General features: G+C 69.7%; 3 protein-coding genes. All 3 read right to left on the reverse strand.

Annotated elements, in window-relative coordinates:
* Positions 1-7: 7 nt before the first annotated feature.
* Genes ABLE92_RS12155 through ABLE92_RS12165 form a run of 3 tightly spaced genes read right to left on the reverse strand, consistent with a single transcriptional unit; the run spans position 8 to position 19,808 of the window.
* Complete coding sequence (locus tag ABLE92_RS12155; RefSeq protein WP_348805018.1) at positions 8-18,007, reverse strand: non-ribosomal peptide synthetase; 18,000 nt, start codon at positions 18,005-18,007, stop codon at positions 8-10.
* Positions 18,004-18,858 carry an ABC transporter permease gene (locus tag ABLE92_RS12160; RefSeq protein WP_348805019.1) on the reverse strand — a complete coding sequence of 285 codons (855 nt, stop codon included), beginning with the start codon at positions 18,856-18,858 and terminating at the stop codon, positions 18,004-18,006. The genes ABLE92_RS12155 and ABLE92_RS12160 overlap by 4 nt, the downstream gene beginning before the upstream one ends.
* Complete coding sequence (locus tag ABLE92_RS12165; RefSeq protein WP_348805020.1) at positions 18,855-19,808, reverse strand: ABC transporter ATP-binding protein; 954 nt, start codon at positions 19,806-19,808, stop codon at positions 18,855-18,857. The genes ABLE92_RS12160 and ABLE92_RS12165 overlap by 4 nt, the downstream gene beginning before the upstream one ends.

Below are 19,808 nucleotides of genomic sequence, written 5' to 3' on the forward strand. Positions count from 1 at the left end.
GGAACGCTCAGAGCGGGCGATCTCCTCGTGCCTCGGCGGGGCCCACCACCCGCGCGATCCTTCCCATCACCTCGGGCCGACCAAAGTCGGCGTGCTCGGCGTCGACGTCGACGACCCGCATGCTGCCCACCAGCGGCCGCCACGCATCGGCACCGGAACTGCCTGCGGCACGGACGTATACGACATCCTCAATGGGTGTCGAGATCCCCGGACGGTGCCGCCGTAGCCCGTCGATCATGGCTCGCACCCGCGCCTGGTACGCAACGAGCATCTCGGCCGGAACCTGCTCGGCGAGTTCGGCAAGCACCGTCTCATCCGCGCCGGCCAGCTGATGGTCGTCCAACCCGGCCAGCTCTCCGGGCACCCGGGCGTCCAACAGGACCAACTGCTCGACGCGCTGACCGTCGGCGATGAGCTGCCGCGCGATCTCCTGCGCGATGACGCCACCGACCGACCACCCGGCGAGCCGGTACGGCCCCCGAGGTTGCCGCACCCGGATCGCCGAGAGATGCTCGGCGGCAATCGCTTCGATCGTGTCCAACACCGGCTTCGACGGGTCGGTCAGGTTCGGCAACTGCAGGCCGATCACCGTCGAGGAGTCCAAACCGCGTGCCAGCGTCCGGTAGTCGGCGGCGAGACCGCCGGCCGGATGGACGCACCACAGCAAGGGTCCAGGCCCGGCGCCGGCGAACTCGACGACGTGCTCGGCCACCACACCCGCATCGGCCGGGACACCGGACTCGATCAGCTCGGCCACCTCCCCCGCGGTGGGATGAGCGAACAACTGCGACATCGGCACCGTCGCACCGGTGCGCGTCTGTAGTTCGTCGCGCACTGCGAGCAACGCCAGGGAGTTACCGCCACCGGCGAAGAAGTCGTCGTCCATACCGATCTGTGCGCCCAGCACCGCACTGAACGCCGCAAGAACCGACCGCTCCACCCCCGTCCGTGGTTCGCGAGTCGACCGGCGCCACTGCGGCTCCGGCAACAGCGCCGTGTCCAACTTCCCGGCTCCGGTTCGCGGCAACTCAGTCACCACGATGATCTGCGACGGAACCATATGTCGCGGAAGCACATCGACACACAACGCCACCAGCTCCCCCTCATCCACCGTCGACACCACATACGACACCAGCGCCGTCCCGGCCGGGGAATCGTAGGGCAACGTCACCGACTGCGTGGCACCCGCCGCTCGGAGCACCGCATCGATCTCCCCCGGTTCCACACGCTGACCCCGCACCTTGACCTGCCGGTCACCGCGACCGACGTAGATCAGCCGCGGGTCGTCACCGCCACCCCACCGCACCAGATCGCCGGTGCGATACATCCGCTGCCCGTCCGCCGCGGCGACGAACCGTCGTGCCGTCAACGCCGGGTTACCCAGGTACCCGCGCGCCAAGCCCGCGCCGGTCAGGTACAGCTCCCCGGTCACCCCCGGCGGCACCTGCTGCAGTCGCGAATCCAGCACGCGCACAACCACTCCCGGCACCGGCACTCCGATGTCGACCGGCTCTCCCACCGCGTGCGCGCCGCCGGTCGCCCACACCGTCGCCTCGGTGGGCCCGTACATGTTGATCACCCGCGCATGCCGCGCCCACCGGTCACCCAGATGGGCGGGCAGCGCCTCACCGCCGGTGATGACGGTCCGCAGGTCACCCAGTACCTCGGGGTCGAGTGTGTCCAGCACCGACGGCGTCGCGAACATCGCGGTGACATGCCGACGCTGCAGCCACGCCGCGAGTTCCGTGCCGCCGAGGACACCGGCCGGCGCCACCAACAGCGTTGCCGCCGCGCCGAACACCACCAGCTGATCCAGAATCCACGCGTCGAATCCGGGGCTGCTCACCGCGCCGTACCGGTCGGTGACGTCCAGCAACGGCACGTCGATCAACTGACGCACCCCGCGATGGGTGACGCCCACCGCGTTGGGCCGCCCGGTGGTGCCCGACGTGGTGAGAATGTAGGCCAGCGCATCGGGATGTACCGGCACCGCCGGTTCGGACTCGACAAACCCGGTGGGACAGTCCGGGATGTCGTCGAGATCGATGCGCGTCGCTCCCGCCACCGCGATCACCTGCTCGATCCGCGCCGCCGGATAACCCACATCGATCGGCACGCACACCCCGCCGAGACGCACCACCGCCCAGAAGCCCACCACCGCCTGCACCGACCGCGGCACCGCGACCGCCACCGCCTCACCCGCCCCGATGCCACGGTCCCGCAGGGCGCGGGCCGTCACCGACACCCACGCATCGAACTCCCGGTACGTCAGCACCCGGGTACCGTCATCCACCGCGAGCAGATCCGGGAACCGACGCACGGTGCGTCCCAGCAGTTCCGCCATCGAGAGCGGATCCTCCACCACACCAGGCGAATACCGTTGCATCAGCGATTCTTCCGACGCCGTCACCAGCGACTCCACGGCCAGCCGGCGTCGCCCGTCGCCACCGATCGCCGCCAGCGCCATCCGCACTCGCTCGGCGATCGCACCCACCAACGACGCGGTGAACATCTCCGGTGAGTAGATGAATTCCAACCGCCAACCGTCGCCGTCCTCGACGGCGGTGATCTCCAACTCGAATTCGGTTGTCGGATATGAGATTTCCGTCTCATCTGCGGCGGCGTCACCGACCCCGAGCGCCGACATCTCGCCACTGACGACAGAGAACATCACCTGCACCAGCGGGTGACGTCCCGGCTCGCGCGGCGCGTCGGCGTAGCCGACGAGGTCACCGAAGGACACGACCGCATGATCGAGGGCGGCGAGGTCGCCGTCGCGGACATGCGCCACGTAGTCGTCGATGGTCATCTCCGGGCGCAGCGTGGTGCGCAGCACCACCGTCGACACCAGCATTCCCACACAGCCACGCAATGCCGGGTCCTGCCGCAGCGAGGCCGGCGCGGCGACGGCCACGTCACTGCTTCCGCTCTGCACCGCCAGCGCCCAGGCCAGAGCCGCGTGCACGATATGGAAAGACGAGGCGTGATGGCGCACCGCGGCCGCCGCCACCAACTCCCCACTGCCCGGGCCGAGGTGATGCCGACTCCGGTGACTGCGCAGCGACGTCCGGGTCTTGGGGTCCACCGTCAGGTCGAGGACCCCCGGGTATCCGGCGAGGGCCTCGGTCCAGAAGCCACGCACCTCCTCGCCGCGGGTCTGTTCCTGCGCGAGGATCATGGCGGCGGCACGGTCGAATCCCACTGATACCGAGCCCAACTCGTGGCCGGTGAGCGCGGCGCCGAGTTCGTGACGCAGGATCACCGCCGACTCGCCGTCGAGGGTGATGTGATGGGCCACCAGGATCAGCGCCCGCGGCGCACCGGCGTCGGTGATGAGCACGGCCCGCACCGGCGGACCACTGCCGAAGTCGAAGGGTTGCTCGACGATGCTCGCCGGCGCGTCGGCGCTCAACCCGTCACCCTCGACCACCTGCAGCGGGGGTACCCATCCGTCGAGGAACTCCTCCCGCGGTCCATCGTCGGTGTCGACGAATCGGGCACGCAGGGCCGGATGGCGTTCGACGACCCGCGCCAGCGCCTGCGTCACGGCGTCGTGGCCGGTGCCGTCGGGCACCGGCACCAGCACCGGAACCCCGTAGGCCGGGGAGATCTCGGCGTCGAGCTGCGAGATCACCCACATGTGCCGCTGCGTCACCGGCAGCGCCACGGCCCCACCGGGGTCCGGTACCACAGCCGCACCCGGAGGTGCCTGGTCGTCCGCAGTGCTCAACGCCGAGGCCAGTTGCGCCGGACTGGGGTGATCGAACAGCAGCCGGGTGGGAACCCGTGTCCCGAGATCGCGTGCCAGCCAGGACGTCACCTGGGTCGCCGACAGGGATGTTCCGCCGAGCGCAAAGAAGTTGTCGCCGAGACTGATTCCGTCCGGGTCGAGCCGCAGCACCTCCGCCATCGCCGCAGCGATCCGCGGGGCGAGGGTGGTGTCGCCGAGCGGGCGGGCAGTCCCCGCGAGGGGCACGGGCTCGGACTCACCGGAGTGCACCGCACCCAGATCCCGGGACACCAACTCGGGGAACGGCATACCGAGGTCACCGGTCATCGACGCGAACAGTCCGATGAAGTCGTCGAGGAGTTGGGCGGCCACGGCCTCGGGGACGCGCGGAGAATGCGCGGCGATGATCTGCAGGCCGTCGGCGGCGGCACCGAGGACCACTTCGAGGTCGAACTTCGCATCGAGGCTTTCACCTGCGGCGCCGACGAGTTCGGCGGAGGCGGTGTGGCCGTCGGCGCCGGTGAGGTCGAAGTGTCCGGTCTGTACCGGCAGCATGTCCTGATTGACCAGCAGCACCGAGATCAGCGGGTCGGTGCCGCCCCGGGCGTTGGGGCGCACCGCACGGGCGATGGTCTCGTAGGGGACATCCGAGTTGCCCATCGCCGACAGTGACGTCTCCCGCACGTCGGCGAGGATGTCGCGGACCGCGGCGGCGTCGTCGACGGTGGTCCGCAGCGGCAGGGTGTTGACGAACATGCCGACCACCGATTCCCATTGCGGCGCCGGGCGTCCGTGCACCGGTGTGCCGATCACCATGTCGTGGTGACCGGTGCGCCGGGCCAGGGCGACGGCCAGCGCGGCATGCGCGGCGTGGAAGATGGTGGCCGACTCCGTGGCCGCGGCGGCGGTGACGGCTGCGGCGATGTCACCGCCGAGGTGGCGGGTGATGCGGCCACCGGCGACGCCGTCGTCGGGCCCGTGGCGGGCGCCCGGCAACCGGACCGGGTCGGCGGCATCGGCGAGTGTGGTTGTCCAGTAGTCGAGTTGGCGGGCGAACCGGCTGGCCGGGTCGCCGGGATCGCCGAGTCGGCCGAGTTGCCACTGGGTGTAGTCGGCGTAACTCAGACCCGCGTCGCCGAGTTCCTCTCCGCGGTAGGCGCGCATCATGTCGCCGAGCAGGATGCGCATCGACCATCCGTCGATCGCGACGTGATGCATGACGACGGCCAGGTACTGCTCGTCGGACTCCGGTGCGTCGGAACTGAACAGTGCTGCCCGGAACGCGGTTTCGGTGGCGAGGTCGAAGGGTCGGGTGACGAATGCGGCGACGGTGGCCGCCATCGCGGCCGGCGCGACCGGCAACCGCACCAGCGGGGTTCCGCGGGGCGGGTTGATGCGTTGCACCGGCCCCGTCGGCGTGTCGGGGTATTCGGTGCGCAGGCTGTCGTGGCGGGCGACGACCCGCCCGATCGCGGCCGCCAGTCGGTCGGCGTCGAGCGCACCGGTGATCCGCAGGACGGCCGGGACGTGATAGGCCGTCGATGCCGGATCGTACCGGTTGTGAATCCACATGCGGCGCTGCGCATATGCCAGTGGCAGCGACGCCGGGTGCGGGAGGTGGACGGGTTCGGGACCGTCGGGCCAGCGGGTGAGGTCGTCGATACGTCCGGCGACCCGCCCGATGGTCCGCGCATCGAAGATCACGCGCAGCGGCACCTCGCGGCCGGTGTGTTCACCGAGCCGGGAGATGACGCGGGTCGCGCTGAGCGAGGTGCCGCCGACGGCGAAGAAATCGGCGTCCGGGCCGAGGTCGGGATAGGGCACACCGAGGACCTCCGACCACACCTTGGCCACCAGGATCTCGGTCGCGGTCCGTGTGGTCTCGGTACGCGAGTCGTGCTCGGCGGTGCCACCCCAGATCGGCTCGGGCAGCCGGGTCATGTCGATTTTGCCGTTGTGGCCCACCGGAAGTGATCCGACCATCATGAACACGGCCGGGATGATGCTGCGCGGCAGGAACGTCTCGAGGGCGTCTCGCAGGTGCTCGGGGCCGAGTGCCACGTCGAGCATCGGCACCACCCACGAGACGAGGACCTTCTCACCGGCCGGGGTGAGGCGTGCGTCGGTGACGGCGGTGATCACCCCGGGAACCAGTGACAGAGCGTTGTCGATCTCCGCCGGTTCGACGCGGATGCCGCGGACCTTGAGCTGGTCGTCGGCGCGGCCGTGGATCACCAGCGTGCCGCCGGTACGGCGGTGCACGAGGTCGCCGGTGGCGTACATGCGGGTGCCGTTTCCGGCGGGATCGGCGACGAAGGCGGCGGCGGTGGGGGCCGGGGCATGGCGGTATCCGCGTGCCACTCCGTCTCCGGACAGGTACAGCTGCCCGATCACGTAGTCGGGTACCGGGCGCAGCGCGTCGTCGAGAATCGCTGTGCGCACGCCGGGTAGTGGCGTACCGATGGTCACCGCGTCGTCACCGGTGAGGTCGGCGGAGGTGGCCGCCACCGTGGTCTCGGTGGGTCCGTATTCGTTGGTGACGGTGACCGTGTCCGCCCAGACGCGCAGCAACGCCGGGTTCAGGTGTTCGCCGCCCACCACCACGCGCCGCAGGCCCGGTACCGATGCCGGCTCGAGGGTGGACAGCACCGACGGCGTCGTCAGCAGCACGTCCACTCCGGCGGCGGTGACGAGGTCGGTGAGGTCGTCGCCGGCCATCACCTCGGGCGGGCAGATCACGATGGTCGCGCCCGCCGCGCGCACGGGAACGATACCCATCAGGTGGGCGTCGAATCCGTTGGCGTAGGTGTGCATGACCCGCTGTCCCGGGCGCAGCGCGAGGCGTTCGGCGGTGCCGAGTGCCCAGCCGGCCAGGCCGCGGTGGGTGATCTCGACGCCCTTGGGGACGCCGGTCGTTCCGGAGGTGAACGTCAGATACGCGAGGTCATCGGGATGCACCGTCCGGCGACGTTCGGTCACCGAGAACGGCGCGACGTCGACCGGCCAGCTCATCTGATGGAGGTCGATCACGCGAATATCGTTGCCGGTGACCGTATCCGGATCGCATTCGTCGAGGGTGAGCAGGATGCGGGCGTCGGCGGCGCCGAGCAGCATGCGGTGGCGTTCGGTGGGGTCGTCGGGGTCGATGTCGAGGATCGCGGCCCCGGTGCGCGCGACGGCGAGGGTGGCGATCATCTGGAACACCGACCGCGGCAGCAGCAGTGCGACGATGCCGCCCGGCCCGGCGCCCTCGCCGATCAGGTGGCGGGCCAGGGTGGTGGCGGCGCGGTCGAGGTCGGCGTTGGTCAGGGTGGCGGGCAGACCTGGCAGCGCCGACCGGTGGTCGTCGACGGCGACCGCCGTCGGGGCGTCGGCGAGGTGGCATCCGAGGAGCTCGGCCAGCGTCCGCATCGGCCGCCGGTGATGCTGCGGATCAGGCTGCGCCGCACTGATGTCGGGCAGGAGGTGGTCGGTGATCGGCAGGTCGGGCCGGGTGACGGCGCGGGCCGGGACGTCGACGACGGAGTCGAGCAGCCCGGCGAGACGCTCGGCGGTGGTCACCAGCTCGGTGCTGATCAGGGTGACCTGCAGGCGTCCACCCGATCGGAAGATGGTGACGTCGATACCGTGCAACGGAACCGGGTGTGGGTGGCGCAGTTGCGCGAGACCGACGTGCTCGTCGACGACACCGAGGGAGATGTCGTAGAGGGCTCGGCCGGCCGCGTGACGCTCGGGGTCGGCGATCGCCGCGATCTCGGTCAGCGGCAGATCGGCGTGGGTCAGCGCCCCGAGGTCCAGCGCACTCACCTCGGCCAGCAGGTCGGCGAACGTCCGGCGCAGATCGACGGGAGTGCGCAGTGGCACCGCTCGCGCGAAAAGTCCGGCGACCGTGTCCAGTTCGGGTTCGATACGCCCGGACACCGCGGCGCCGACGGTGACCGCATCGGTGCCGGCCTGGCAGGCGAGCACGGCGGCAAGAGCGGCGTGGATGACCGCGAAGTCGGTGGTGTGAGCGCTGGTCGTCCACGCGTCGAGGGCCTCGGAGTGGGTCGCATCGAGGGTGCGTGTCACGCGGTGCACCGTCACCGGTTCGACGCTGCGCGGCCGTGCGCTCAGCGTCATCTCCGGCAGCCGCAGCGGAGTGATCGGTTCGGGGAACATCGCTCGCCAGAAGGCGACGAGGTCCTCGTGTCGGGCGTCGAGGGCGGCGCGCCGCCACAGCGTGTACTGCCGGTAGTCGACCCGCGTCGGGTCGGCGGCGGGCGCCTCGCCGGTGCCGACCGCGTCGGCGAGTTCACGCTGCAGCAGCGCGGCGGCCTCACCGTCGGCGATGATGTGGTGGACCACCACCAGCAGCCGGCGCTCACCCGCCGGTGGTGCCACCAGACGTATCCGCCACGGTGGTGCCGCGGTGAGGTCGAACGGTGTGGTGAGTTCGGTCAGTGCTGCCGTCACCTCGGTCACCGGCTGCGCGGCGCCGAGGCCGCCGATATCGAGTTGTGCGGTGTCCCAGAGCTTTTGGTAGGGCTCCCCGGATGACGGGTCGATGGGGAAGCAGGTGCGCAACGCCTCGTGCCGGTCGAGCAGCCCGGCGACGATCGTGTGCAGCGCGGCGTCGGTGACCTCGTCGGGTATCGGCACCGCGATCGGCATCAGGTATCCGGGGAGGGTCGGGTCGGTCCGCCACGTCAGCCACAGGTCTTGTTGTTCGGGGGTGAGTGGTAGCCGGTCGGGTTCGTGACGATGCAGCGACAGCGACGGAACGGGCGGGACCGGCGGGACCAGGGCCGACGTCGGTTCGCTCGACCGGCTGCCGCCGATCAGTGCGGCCAGGTCGCCCACGGTGTGGTGGGTGAAGATGTCGGCGACGGACACCGGATGGTTGCGGGCGGCGAGTGCCGCGGCCAGGCGCGCCGCCGACAACGAGGTGCCGCCCGCCGCGAAGAAGTCGGTGCCCGAAGCGAACTCGGCCGCCGACACCGAAACACCACCGGTGGACAGCGCAGCGGCCATCGCCTCGGCGACCGTGGCCTCGAGGGGATCCCGCAGCGGGCGCGCCGGGGCGGTGTCTGCCCGTTGTGTCTCCGTCTCGTGTGCGTCCGTCCGCAGATCGCGGCTGTGCAGGCGTCGACGCAGTGCGGTCCGGTCGAGTTTGCCGGTGCCGGTGAGCGGCCACCGGTCGACCTGCACGACACGGGTGGGCACCAGGTGCGCGGGGAGTCGTTGTGCGCACTGCCGTAACAGCTCTGCGGTGTCGAGCACGTCGTCGCCGAGGACGAAGGCGCACAGCCCCTCTCCCCCGCCCGGCCGGTTCTCGCCGGTCACCAGGATGCGGACGTCGGTGACGCCGTCGAGGGTGCGCAGCGCCGCGGCGATCTCACCGGGTTCGACGCGGTATCCGCGGATCTGCACCTGATCGTCGATGCGGCCGAGATACTCGAAGTCGTCGGATCCGATGCGGCGGGCCAGATCACCGGTGCGGTAGAGACACCCGGCGGCGTCGGGCCAGGAGTCGGGGACGGGCAGGAATCGTCGGCGGGTCTCGTCGGGCCGATGCAGGTATCCGGCGCTCACCTGCCGGCCGGCCACATACATTTCCCCGGTGGCGCCGACGGGCAGTTCGCGGCCGTCGTCGTCGAGCAGTCCGAGCCAGACCCCGTCGAGTGGACGCCCGATGATGCTGCGGTCGTCATCGACGTCGAGCACGGTGTGGGTGAGGTGCACGGTGGTCTCGGTGATGCCGTACATGTTGAGCAGCCCGGTGCTCGGGTGTGCCGCATGCCAGTCCCGCAGTGCGGTCACGTCGAGGGCCTCGCCACCGAACACCACCCAGCGCAGGGAAGCCAGCATCGCGGTGGTGTGCCGCTCGCTGATGTCGAGGAGCGGTGCGGTGAGCCCGGTGAAGGCGCTCGGCGTCTGGCTGAGGATGGTCACCCCCCGCGCGTCGATGAGCCGGGCGAACAGACGCGGGTCGCGGGCGGTGTCGGTGTCGACGACGACGACCCGGCCGCCGGAGGCCAAGGCGCCGAAGATCTCCCACACCGAGAAGTCGAACGCCGGCGAATGCGCCCACGTCCACACATCTCCCGGTGCGGCGCCGATCACCGGCAGGGCCGCTGCGAGCATCGCCGCGAGGTTGTCGCGGGTGACGACGACGCCCTTGGGCCGGCCGGTGGAACCGGAGGTGTAGATCAGGTAGGCCGCATCGGGTGTCGCGTCGACCGGTCCGCCGGAGGGGCCCGCGGGCGTCGTCGGGGCATCCCGGATGTCGAGTTCGGCTCCGATGACCAGGCGGGCCCCGGAGTCGGTGAGGGTATCGGCGATGCGGTGTTCCGGATAGCGCGGATCGATCGGCACGTAGGCCGCGTCGAGGAACAGGACGGCGAGCATCGCGACCACGGTGTCGGCGCTGCGGTCGGCCAGGATGGCGACACGATCTCCTCGCCCGATACCGTGGGAGCGCAGCCGATCCGCGAATGTGTGTGCGGTGCTGACGAGTTCGCCGTACAGCAGGTTGCGGTCGCCGTCGATGACGGCCCGCGCGTGGGGTGCGCGGCCGGCGTGGCGTCGGATGCTGTCGACGACGTCGATGGGCGTGGTGGTCCGCGGAACCGGTGGCGTGGGGGTGGTGGCGAGGGCGATGAGGTCGGCGACCGGCGCCGTGGCGTCGTCGGCGTGGGCGAGTCGGGTGACGGCGTCGAGGAATCCGTCGAGGATTGCGGTGGCGCCGTCGACGTCGACGAGTTCGTCGGCGACGATGAGGGTGAGGTCGATGCCGTGACCCGGGCCGTGGTCGCGGATCGAGAATTCCAGTGGCACACGGGCTTCGGTGGGTCGGATCTGCTGCACGTCGCGCAGGGTGGTCTGCTCGCGGGTGAGTCCGCCGTCGACGGCGAGGATGACGTCGAGGTAGGCACCGGCGATGCCGGGCGCGGTGGTCTCGGCGATGCCGCGTAGTCCCGGTGCGCCATGGTCTTCGGCGGCGGTGAGGGTGGCGGCCGAGGCTCGCAGCGCGGTGGCCAGTGGTGTGGTGAGGGCGTCGGTGGTGCGCAGTGGCAGGGTGCGGACGTACATGCCGACGCCGGCGAGGTCGGCGGCGGTGCGGCGTCCGCTGACCGGGGACGACAGGACGACGTCGGCGGTCCCGGTGTAGGTGGCGAGGGTGGCGGCCAGCGCGACGTGCAGGAGGTGAAAGACACCGGTTTGTGTGGAGGCGGCGAGTACCTCTGCGGCGGAACGTGTCTCGGCGCCGAGGGCGCGTTGCAGCATCACCGCGCGCAACGGCCCGGCGCCGGAGCGTGCGTGCCGCGGGTGCGGCAGTGCGAGGTGGGTGGGGGCGTCGGCGAGCCGACGGCGCCAGAATGTCAGGTCGTCTGCCCACCGGTCGACGTCGACGGGGATGGGTGCACCCGGCTCCGGCGCCCAGTCGAGGGCATTCCCGGCGCGGCGAGCGCGCAGTGCGGTGTCGAAGTCGCGCAGCAGGATTCGGGTCGACCATCCGTCGATGACGGCGTGATGGGCGACCAGCACCAGCTCGGTTCCCGCGTCGAGGGGTGCGAGCAGTGCCCGCCACCCGAATCGGGTGGTGAGGTCGAAGGGTTCGGCGACGAAGGCGTCCACGGTCGCGGGCCAGGCAGGCGTGTCGTAGACGCGGATGTCGGCCGCGGCATGAGCATCACCGGGCGCGCGGACGTGCAGCGTGGGGTGGCCGGCGACTTCGGGCATCACGGTGCGCAGGGCGTGATGCCGGTCGGCGACGTCGAGCAGTGCGGCCGTGGCGATGTCGGTGGTGATCCCGTTCGGCAGGGTCGCGCGCAGCGGCAGGTGGTAGATGACCGAGTCGGGGTGGGTGCGGTGATGTTGCCAGAGGTCGAGTTGCTGCGGGGCCGGGGTGTGCGTGACCGCGACGTGAGTGACGCGAGTGTGATCGGTCGTGTCCACCGACTCCGGCAGGTCATGGCCGGGACGGAGGTGCGTGACCAGTGCGGCGATGTCGGCGACGGTGTCGGCGGCGGCGAGGTCGCGGACCGGCAACGCGGCGACTCCGGTGAGGTCGGCGAGTGCGACGGCCAGGCTCATGTACGTCAGGGAGGTGGCACCGAGGTCGAGGAGGCGATCGTGCGGCGCGATGGTCGCGGGATCGGCGTCGAGGGCTGCGGCGATCACCGGAATGATCTCGGTCACTGCGGAATCCGGGATCGTGTCGGGTGCGGCGACGGTGGTGCGTTCGTCGGCCAGCAGCGCAGCGGTGTCGATCTTTCCGGCCGGTGTCCGGGGCCACGCGTCGACGAGAATGATGCGGTGGGGCACTTCGTGGGCCGGAAGGATGGTCGCGGCGTGCACGCGGATGGCGGCACTGTCGGCTGCGGCACTATCGGACGGGTCGGCGGGTACCGCGAAGGCGACCAGGTTTCCGCCGTCACCACGGTCGGGGTCGGTGACCACGGCGACGGCGTCGGCGATGGCCGGGTGTTCGGCGAGGACGGCTGCCACTTCGTCGAGTTCGACGCGGTAGCCGCGCAACTGGACCTGATTGTCGCCGCGTCCCCGGAACTCGAGGCTGCCGTCGAGGGTGCGTCGGACGACGTCTCCGGTGCGGTACATGCGCATGCCGTCGGCGCGGAAGGGGCAGGCGACGAAGCGTGTGGCGGTGAGTCCCGGCCGGCGGTGGTAGCCCAGCGTCACCTGCGGTCCGGCCTGATACAGCTCACCCCATACCCCATCGGGCACCGGCCGCAGCCAGGCATCGAGGACGAGCAACTCATCGAACCCGATGGGTGTCCCGATGAGGCCGCGCGGATCATCCGGGTCGATCCGCTGGGCGGAAGCGCAGATCGTGCCCTCGGTGGCGCCCCAGACGTTGTCGAGTTGTGTTGTGTCACCGAATCGTTCGACGAAGGCGCCCACACGTCCGGGCCGGACCGCGTCACCGCCGAGGAGAGCGAGTCTCAGATCCCCGGGAGTGCCTTCGCGGACCGCGACATCCGCGAGAGGATAGAACGCCGACGGTACCGAGAACATCATGGTGACACCACGATCAACAAGGCTGCGCCACAACAGGTGCGGATCACGAGCGATCTCATCGTCGGCCAGCACCAACCGCCCGCCAACGACCAGTGGTGCATAGATTTCGAAGACCGACGCATCAAACGCAACGGTGTGGGTGGCGATCCACGTATCGCTCGCACCGATCCCGAATCGGCGGCACGCGCCATCCAGGTACGTGACCACATTGCGGTGAGTGACAACAACACCCTTGGGTCGCCCGGTGGAGCCGGACGTATAGATCTGGTACGCAGGCGCACCACTTCCGCCGGCCGTCCCCCCGCCGGTCGAGTCCCGCGAGCTTGCGAGCGGTGTATCCGCCGAGCCGAGCTCGAGACCGCCCTCACCCACGCTGCTACCGACACTCGCACTGTCGGAGGAGCCCAGCTCAACAACACGCCCCACCCCACCCACAAGATGACGAGTCGCTCCAACAACAACCGCCTCCACCGGCCGAGCATCCTCAAGCAAGTACGCGATCCGATCTGCAGGATGATTCGGATCGATCGGCAGGAACCGGCCGCCGGCTCGCATCACCGCAAGCTGAGCGACCACCACATCAATGCCACGCGGCAGCACAACCGCAACAGCATCACCGGCCACCGGACCGATACGTCCCGCAACCTCGTCCACCCGCACCATCAACTCGCGGTAGGTGACGGTCTCGCCACCACCATCCGCACGCACGAACTCCACCGCGACGGAATCAGGCCGTGCCGCAGCCACATCGGCGATCACGTCATCGAGTCTCGCGTTGACGCCGAGCCCACCAGCCGCCACATGCGCAGCTTCACCCAGCATCGCCGCCACCGGCGTGTCCACCGGCCGACCGGCCATCTCGGTGATGGCCGCGACGACTGCGTCAAGAATCGTGCTCGCAGCGGCTTCGGTGAACCAGTCGCTGCGGTAGATCACGCGTAGCGTAATCGATGCTCCACGAACAAGATCGACGGTCACCCGGAGTGGAACGAGCGCATCGAGCGAGTCCGCGACCTGCACCGCCCATTCCCCGACGTCGGCCGGCCCCTCGCGGAACGCGAACGCCACGTCGGTCAGCGGCCAGTCCAGCGGATCGCGGGTCGGGTCGACGGCACCCGCAACCTCACCAAAGGGGACGGCACCATGGTCGAGCGCCGACCGCAACGCACCGTCACCCGCAGTTATCACATCACCGGCAGTCATCTCGGGCGTGAGCCGAGTACGCAAAGCGACGGGGTTGGCGAACATGCCGACCGCGTCCCGGGCGTCGGCGTCCCGGCCGGTGTGCGGCACCGCGAGGATGACGTCGTCACGTCCGGTCATCCGCGCGATGGCCACGGCGACCGCGGCCTGCACGACGACGAACGGTGTGGTGCCGAGCGCCGCGGCACGCTGCACGACGGAATCGGCGGCGTCCGGCATCACGGAGGCCAGGGTGGCGGCCGCGGCTGCGGCGCTGTGTCGGCGGCTGGGATGAATGTCGGCGGGCAGGAGGCCGCGGGGCGGGAGGTCGGCCAGTTGGTCTGTCCAGTACCGGATGTCGCGCGCGTAGGCCGACTGCGGATCGGCGGGGTCACCGAGGCGTGCCTCGGCACGCAGGACGGCGTCGATGTACTGGGTGGCCGGGGCGGCCCACTCGGGCTCGGCACCGGCGGTGCGGGCGGCGAGAGCGAGCCTGAAGTCTGCGGCGAGCACGCCGACCGACTCGTCGTCGACGATGCCGTGGTGGGCGATGACCCGAATCGATCCGCTGTGCGACGGATCATCGTCGGCACCGATCACGCAGCGCAGCGGTACGGTGCCGACGGGGTCGAGGATGTCGGTGATGCTCACGCTGCCGGTGTCGGCGAGGATCTGCGGCAGCACGTCACCGGCCGGCCGGACGTCCTGCCAGAAACCGCCGTCAGATTCCGCACGAATGATGGTGCGCAGCACCTCGTGTCGGTACACGAGGTCGGCGACGGCAGCCCGGAGGTCGGCGGCTCGCGCTTCGGGGACGGTGATGCGGAAGTCGACGATGTTGGCGCGGTCGGCCGGGTTGATGCGGTGGGCGGCGATCAGTGAGCGTTGAATGCGGGAGATCGGCGGATGCTCGGGGCGGTCTGGGACACCGACCGGAACAGTGTCCGCGGCGGCGACCCGCCGGGCAAGGTCACGCAGGTCGGTGGCCCACAGGACATCCCGGACGACGGGCAGTCGGCCGGTGGCCTGGGCCAGTCGAGCGCGGATATCCATGGCGGACAACGATGTTGCGCCGAGTTCGATGAGGTCGGCGGTGACCGATGGGGTGGGGATGTCCAGGACGTCGGCGACGACGCCGGCGACGAGGTGTTCCATCGGCGTCTGCGCCGCCACCACGGGGCGTTCGGTGTCGGCGGTGTCGATGATGAGGCGTCGGGTCTCGGCGGTATCGCACTTGCCGGTGGTGGTCAGGGGTATCGCCGCCAGGCAGGCGATGAGGCGTGGCCACATCGATGGCGGCAGGAGTTCGGCGAGGCGGCGACGCACCTCGGCACGCAGGGTGTCCGGCGCGTGGTCTTCGGCCGCGACGATGGCCAAGTCGAGCCCGGCGTCGTCACCGACGACAGCTGCCCGCGCGACTCCCTGCACGGACAGCGCGGCAGCCTCGATCTCGCCGGGTTCGACGCGCACACCCCGGATCTGCACCTGGCCGTCGGCGCGTCCGCGGAAGATCAGGTCGCCGGTGCCCGGATCCACGTAGGCCAGATCGCCGGTGCGGTACATCCGCATCTCCGCGCGCCACGGGCAGGCCACGAAGTGCGTTGCGGTGAAACCGAATTGACCGAGGTAGCCGAGTGCCACCTGGGGTCCGGCAAGGTATATCTCCCCCACGATGCCCGGCGGCACGCGACGTAACCGGCGGTCCAGGACATAGATCGAAGCGCCGGGAACGGCCCAGCCTCCGCCGCCTGTGCTGCCACGGCCACCCCCTCCCACCGGCACGATCAATCCAGAGAACCCATCCCCCACCCGATACATGGACGCCGTAGTGCTGAACTCCGCCGGCCCATACGCATTACACAACCTGCCGCGCGACGCGATCTGCGCGGCCAATCCACCCGGCAGCACCTCACCGCCCAACACCACAGACCCGGGCAGACGACCCACACCAACCACCGCAGCAGCCGACGGTGTCATCGCCGCATGCGTGATCCCCTCGGCAGCAAACAGTTCCCCGGCATCGGAGAGCTCGCCGCCAAGGGGCACCAGACATCCGGCAACAGCCACCGACCACAGCATCTCGAAGTGGGCGACGTCGAACATGGGTGAGGCCATCGCGGCGACACGCGCCCCGCCCGCACCGGGATCGAACATCATCCGTTGTGCGGCGAGGAGAGCCGCCAGCCCGGCATGTGGCACCACCACACCTTTGGGCTCACCGGTGGTTCCCGACGTGAACAACAGATAGGCGGCGTCCAACAGGTGCGGCCGATCACCCAGAGAAGAAGGCGCAACCGCCGCCAACTCCGCCACCGTCCGGACATCCCGCCGATGCCGACTCACCGCGCCACGCTCGGCGGCCACCGTCAGCACCGGGTCTGCCGCATCGAGGATGCGACGCAACCGCGCAGCGGGCTGGTCCGGATCGAGCAGCACGATGGTGGCGCCGGTGCGCGCGACCGCCCACCACAGCAGGAACTGATCCGAACCTCGGCCGACCATCACGGCCACGGTGGTCCCGCGACCAACACCGAGGGTCCGCATCCGGACGGCCAGATCTGCAGCGCGCGAGTCCAATTCGGCATAAGTCAGCACATCGCCGTCAGCGAGCTGCAACGCCGGCGAATCTCGATTCGCCACCACCACCGCATCAAGCAACTCTGGCAGCGTCCGCATCGCGACCGAAACGTCGGCAGATGAAGTCCCGTCTGCAACCAGCGGCAGCTCCTCGACCGCCAGCGACGGATCATTCACCAGTGCCTCGGACACGCGCGCCAGCATCGCCATCAGCTGCCGGTGATGTTCGGCCACTTCGGCTCTCGTGTAGCGGTTCGGGTTGGCTTCAATATCCAGGGTCAACCCGCCTGCAGCCGACGTCCCGGAGTCCGCACCCGACCCCGCTGCGACATACACATTCACCGACAGGTCATCGACGGGCGTGGTGCTGAGCACGTGGAACGTGGCGGTGGCCTCACCACACCGGAATTCGCGGTCGAAGAGCATCAGGTTGAGCAACGGTCCGGTCATGCCGCGGTGACCGAGCGGATTCACCTCGCGAGACCCGGCATCATCGTCGGCCGCCAGATCGGCCCGGATGTCCTCGTAGCGGTACCGCTGATGTCGCAGCGCTCCCATCAAGGCGGCGGATGTGCTGCGCAACGCGTCGCTCACCGCCACCGCCGCACCCACACCCGTGCGCAGCGGCACAACGTTGGACACGGGTAGCGGTGTGCGCCGCAGTGCCGCGGTGGTGCGGGCGGCGACGGGCAGGTTGACGACGATGTCGTCGGTGCCGGTGGCGCGCGACAGGTAGGCGGCAAGCGCTGTCGCGAGGATCGCGGGCGGGGTGCTGTTGTGCGCGGTGGCCGCACGATCGAGGGCGGTCATCGTCGACGTCGGGATATCGGCGGACTCCACGTGGTTGCGCGGTGCTGGTGCGCCGGTCCGCAGAGCGAGTTCGGCGGGAACGGGCATGTCGGCCAACGATGCTCGCCAGTACTCGCGGTCGGAGACGAAACGTGACGAAGAACGATAGTCGGTGTCGGCGCGCGCCGAGGCCGCGAAGTCCAGGTGTGCGGGTTCGGCGGGTGGCTGACCATCTAGTGCGCGGGAGTATGCGGTGAGCATCCCGGTGAAGTCGTTCTTGCCGGCGACGCCGTCGGTCACCATGTGGTGGGTGCGGATGTAGAAGATGTGCTCGTCGTGACCGAGACGGAAGAGGTAGCCCACCGACAGCCGGTCCACCAGCGGATCGTGCGGGTGGGAGTAGTCCCGCGCCATGATGGTCATGGCAGCGGCTCGAGGGTCGTCCTCGGCGGTGACGTCGATGAAGTCCGGGGACGCTGACAGGCTGGGGTCGTAGACCCCGACGATGCCTTCACCTGTCCGCTCGAATCGAGTTTGCCCGAATCGCATCCGACGAACGTGGTCATCAACCGCGCCGATGAAGAGTTCTTCGTCGAGTGGACCAACCAGATCCGAGTACTGCGCGATATTGAGCGGCAGGTCGGGCAGCGCCTCGTGGGTGGTCCACAGGGCACGTTGGGCAGCGTTGAGGTCGAAGCGGATCATGTTGATCTCGCACGCAGCGCCACCAGGCCCAGCGGGACGAACACGACGAGGATCCCGATGCTGAACAGCGCGGTGTAGAGGTAGCAGTGTTGCGCGGCCCAAGTGTCCGGCTCGGGGATGTACTTGTACACCTGTACCGGGTTGCCGAAACTCTCTCGTAGCGACCGGGCCAGGGAGGTCACCGGATTCCAGTTCGCGATCGCCCGCAACGGTGTGGGGAGCCGCGCCGACGGCACGAACGCCGAGGAGATGAAGGTCAGCGGGAACAGGATGGTCAGCAGCAGACTCTGGGTGGCCTGCACCGACTGCGAGATGAGGCCGACCACGGCTCCCACCCAGCTCAACGCGTAGCCGAACAGCAGGGCCAGCAGGTAGCCGGCGATGATGGGGCCGACCGAATTGTCCAGGCGCCACCCGATGACGAGCCCGGCGATGGTCATCACCAGCAGGCCGATGACGTTGATGAGGATGTCGGCTCCGGAGCGGGCCGCGAGGATCGACAGTCGCGTCATCGGCAGTGCCCGGAACCGGTCCATGACGCCCTTCTCCATGTCGGTGGCCAGCCCGAGTGCGGAGAACATGGCGTTGAAGGCGACGGTCTGGGCCATGATGCCGCCGATAAGGAATTGCCGGTACTGGTCACCGCCGAGAGATTCGCCGAGCACGTAGGAGAACAGCAGCACGAACATCAACGGCTGCAGGATGATCCCGAGGAGCATCTGCGGAACCCGCAGGGTGGCGAGGACGTTGCGGCGGATGAGGACGTCGCAGTCGATGAACAGACTCCGCAGCCCCAGGCGGCGTGGTGGCGGCGCGGGCACACTGCTGGTGGTGTCGGTGCGGCCGGTCATGCGTCGCTCCCGGCGGTCAGGCGCACGAAGACGTCGTCGAGTGTCGGTGCGGCCGAGGATCCTTCGGCGACGGGGATGCCGGCGGCGGTGAGTTCACCGATGACCACGGCCAGGGTGTGCTTGCCGTTCTGGGCGGACAATTCGACGGTGCGGTCGCCGGCCGAGGTCACGGTGTCACCGGCTTGTTCGAGGTGCGCGGCGGCGCGCGCGGCTTCGGACGGTTCGGTGAAGGTGAGGGTGACGGTGTCGGTGGCGTAGTCGCGTTTGAGGTCGGCGGCGGCGCCACGCGCGACGATCTTTCCGTCGACGAGGACGGCCACCGCATCGGAGAACTGGTCGGCCTCTTCGAGGTACTGCGTGGTCAGCAGCACGGTGGTGCCGGAGGCGACGAGGTCACCGATGGTGTGCCACAGTTCGGTGCGGCCGACGGGGTCGAGGCCGGTGGTGGGCTCATCGAGGATGAGGACGGGTGGGCGGGCGATGAGTCCGCAGGCGAGGTCGAGTCGGCGGCGCATCCCCCCGGAGTAGGTGATCACCCGCCGGTTGGCGCTCGCTAGATCGAAACTGTCGAGGAGTTCGTCGGCGCGGCGGCGGGCGTCGCGGCGGGAGTAGCCGGTGAGGCGTCCGACCATCACGAGGTTCTCGCGGCCGGTGAGGACCTCGTCGACGGCCGCGAACTGCCCGGACACCCCCAGCCGGGTGCGGGCCTGGTGAGGTGCGGCGAGCACGTCGACGCCGTCGATGGTGACGGTGCCGGAATCGGGGCGGAGCAAGGTGGTGAGAATGCCGACGGCGGTGGTCTTTCCAGCACCGTTGGGTCCGAGCAGCGCGAACACCGACCCACGCGGAATGGTGAGGTCGATGCCGTCGAGCGCAACGACATCCCGGTAGGTCTTGCGCAGGTCGCGGACGACGATCGCCGCGTCGTCCCTGTTCGCACCGTCGGTCAT

Origin of the sequence: Gordonia oleivorans (assembly GCF_040044975.1) — a bacterium.
GTDB lineage: Bacteria > Actinomycetota > Actinomycetes > Mycobacteriales > Mycobacteriaceae > Gordonia > Gordonia oleivorans.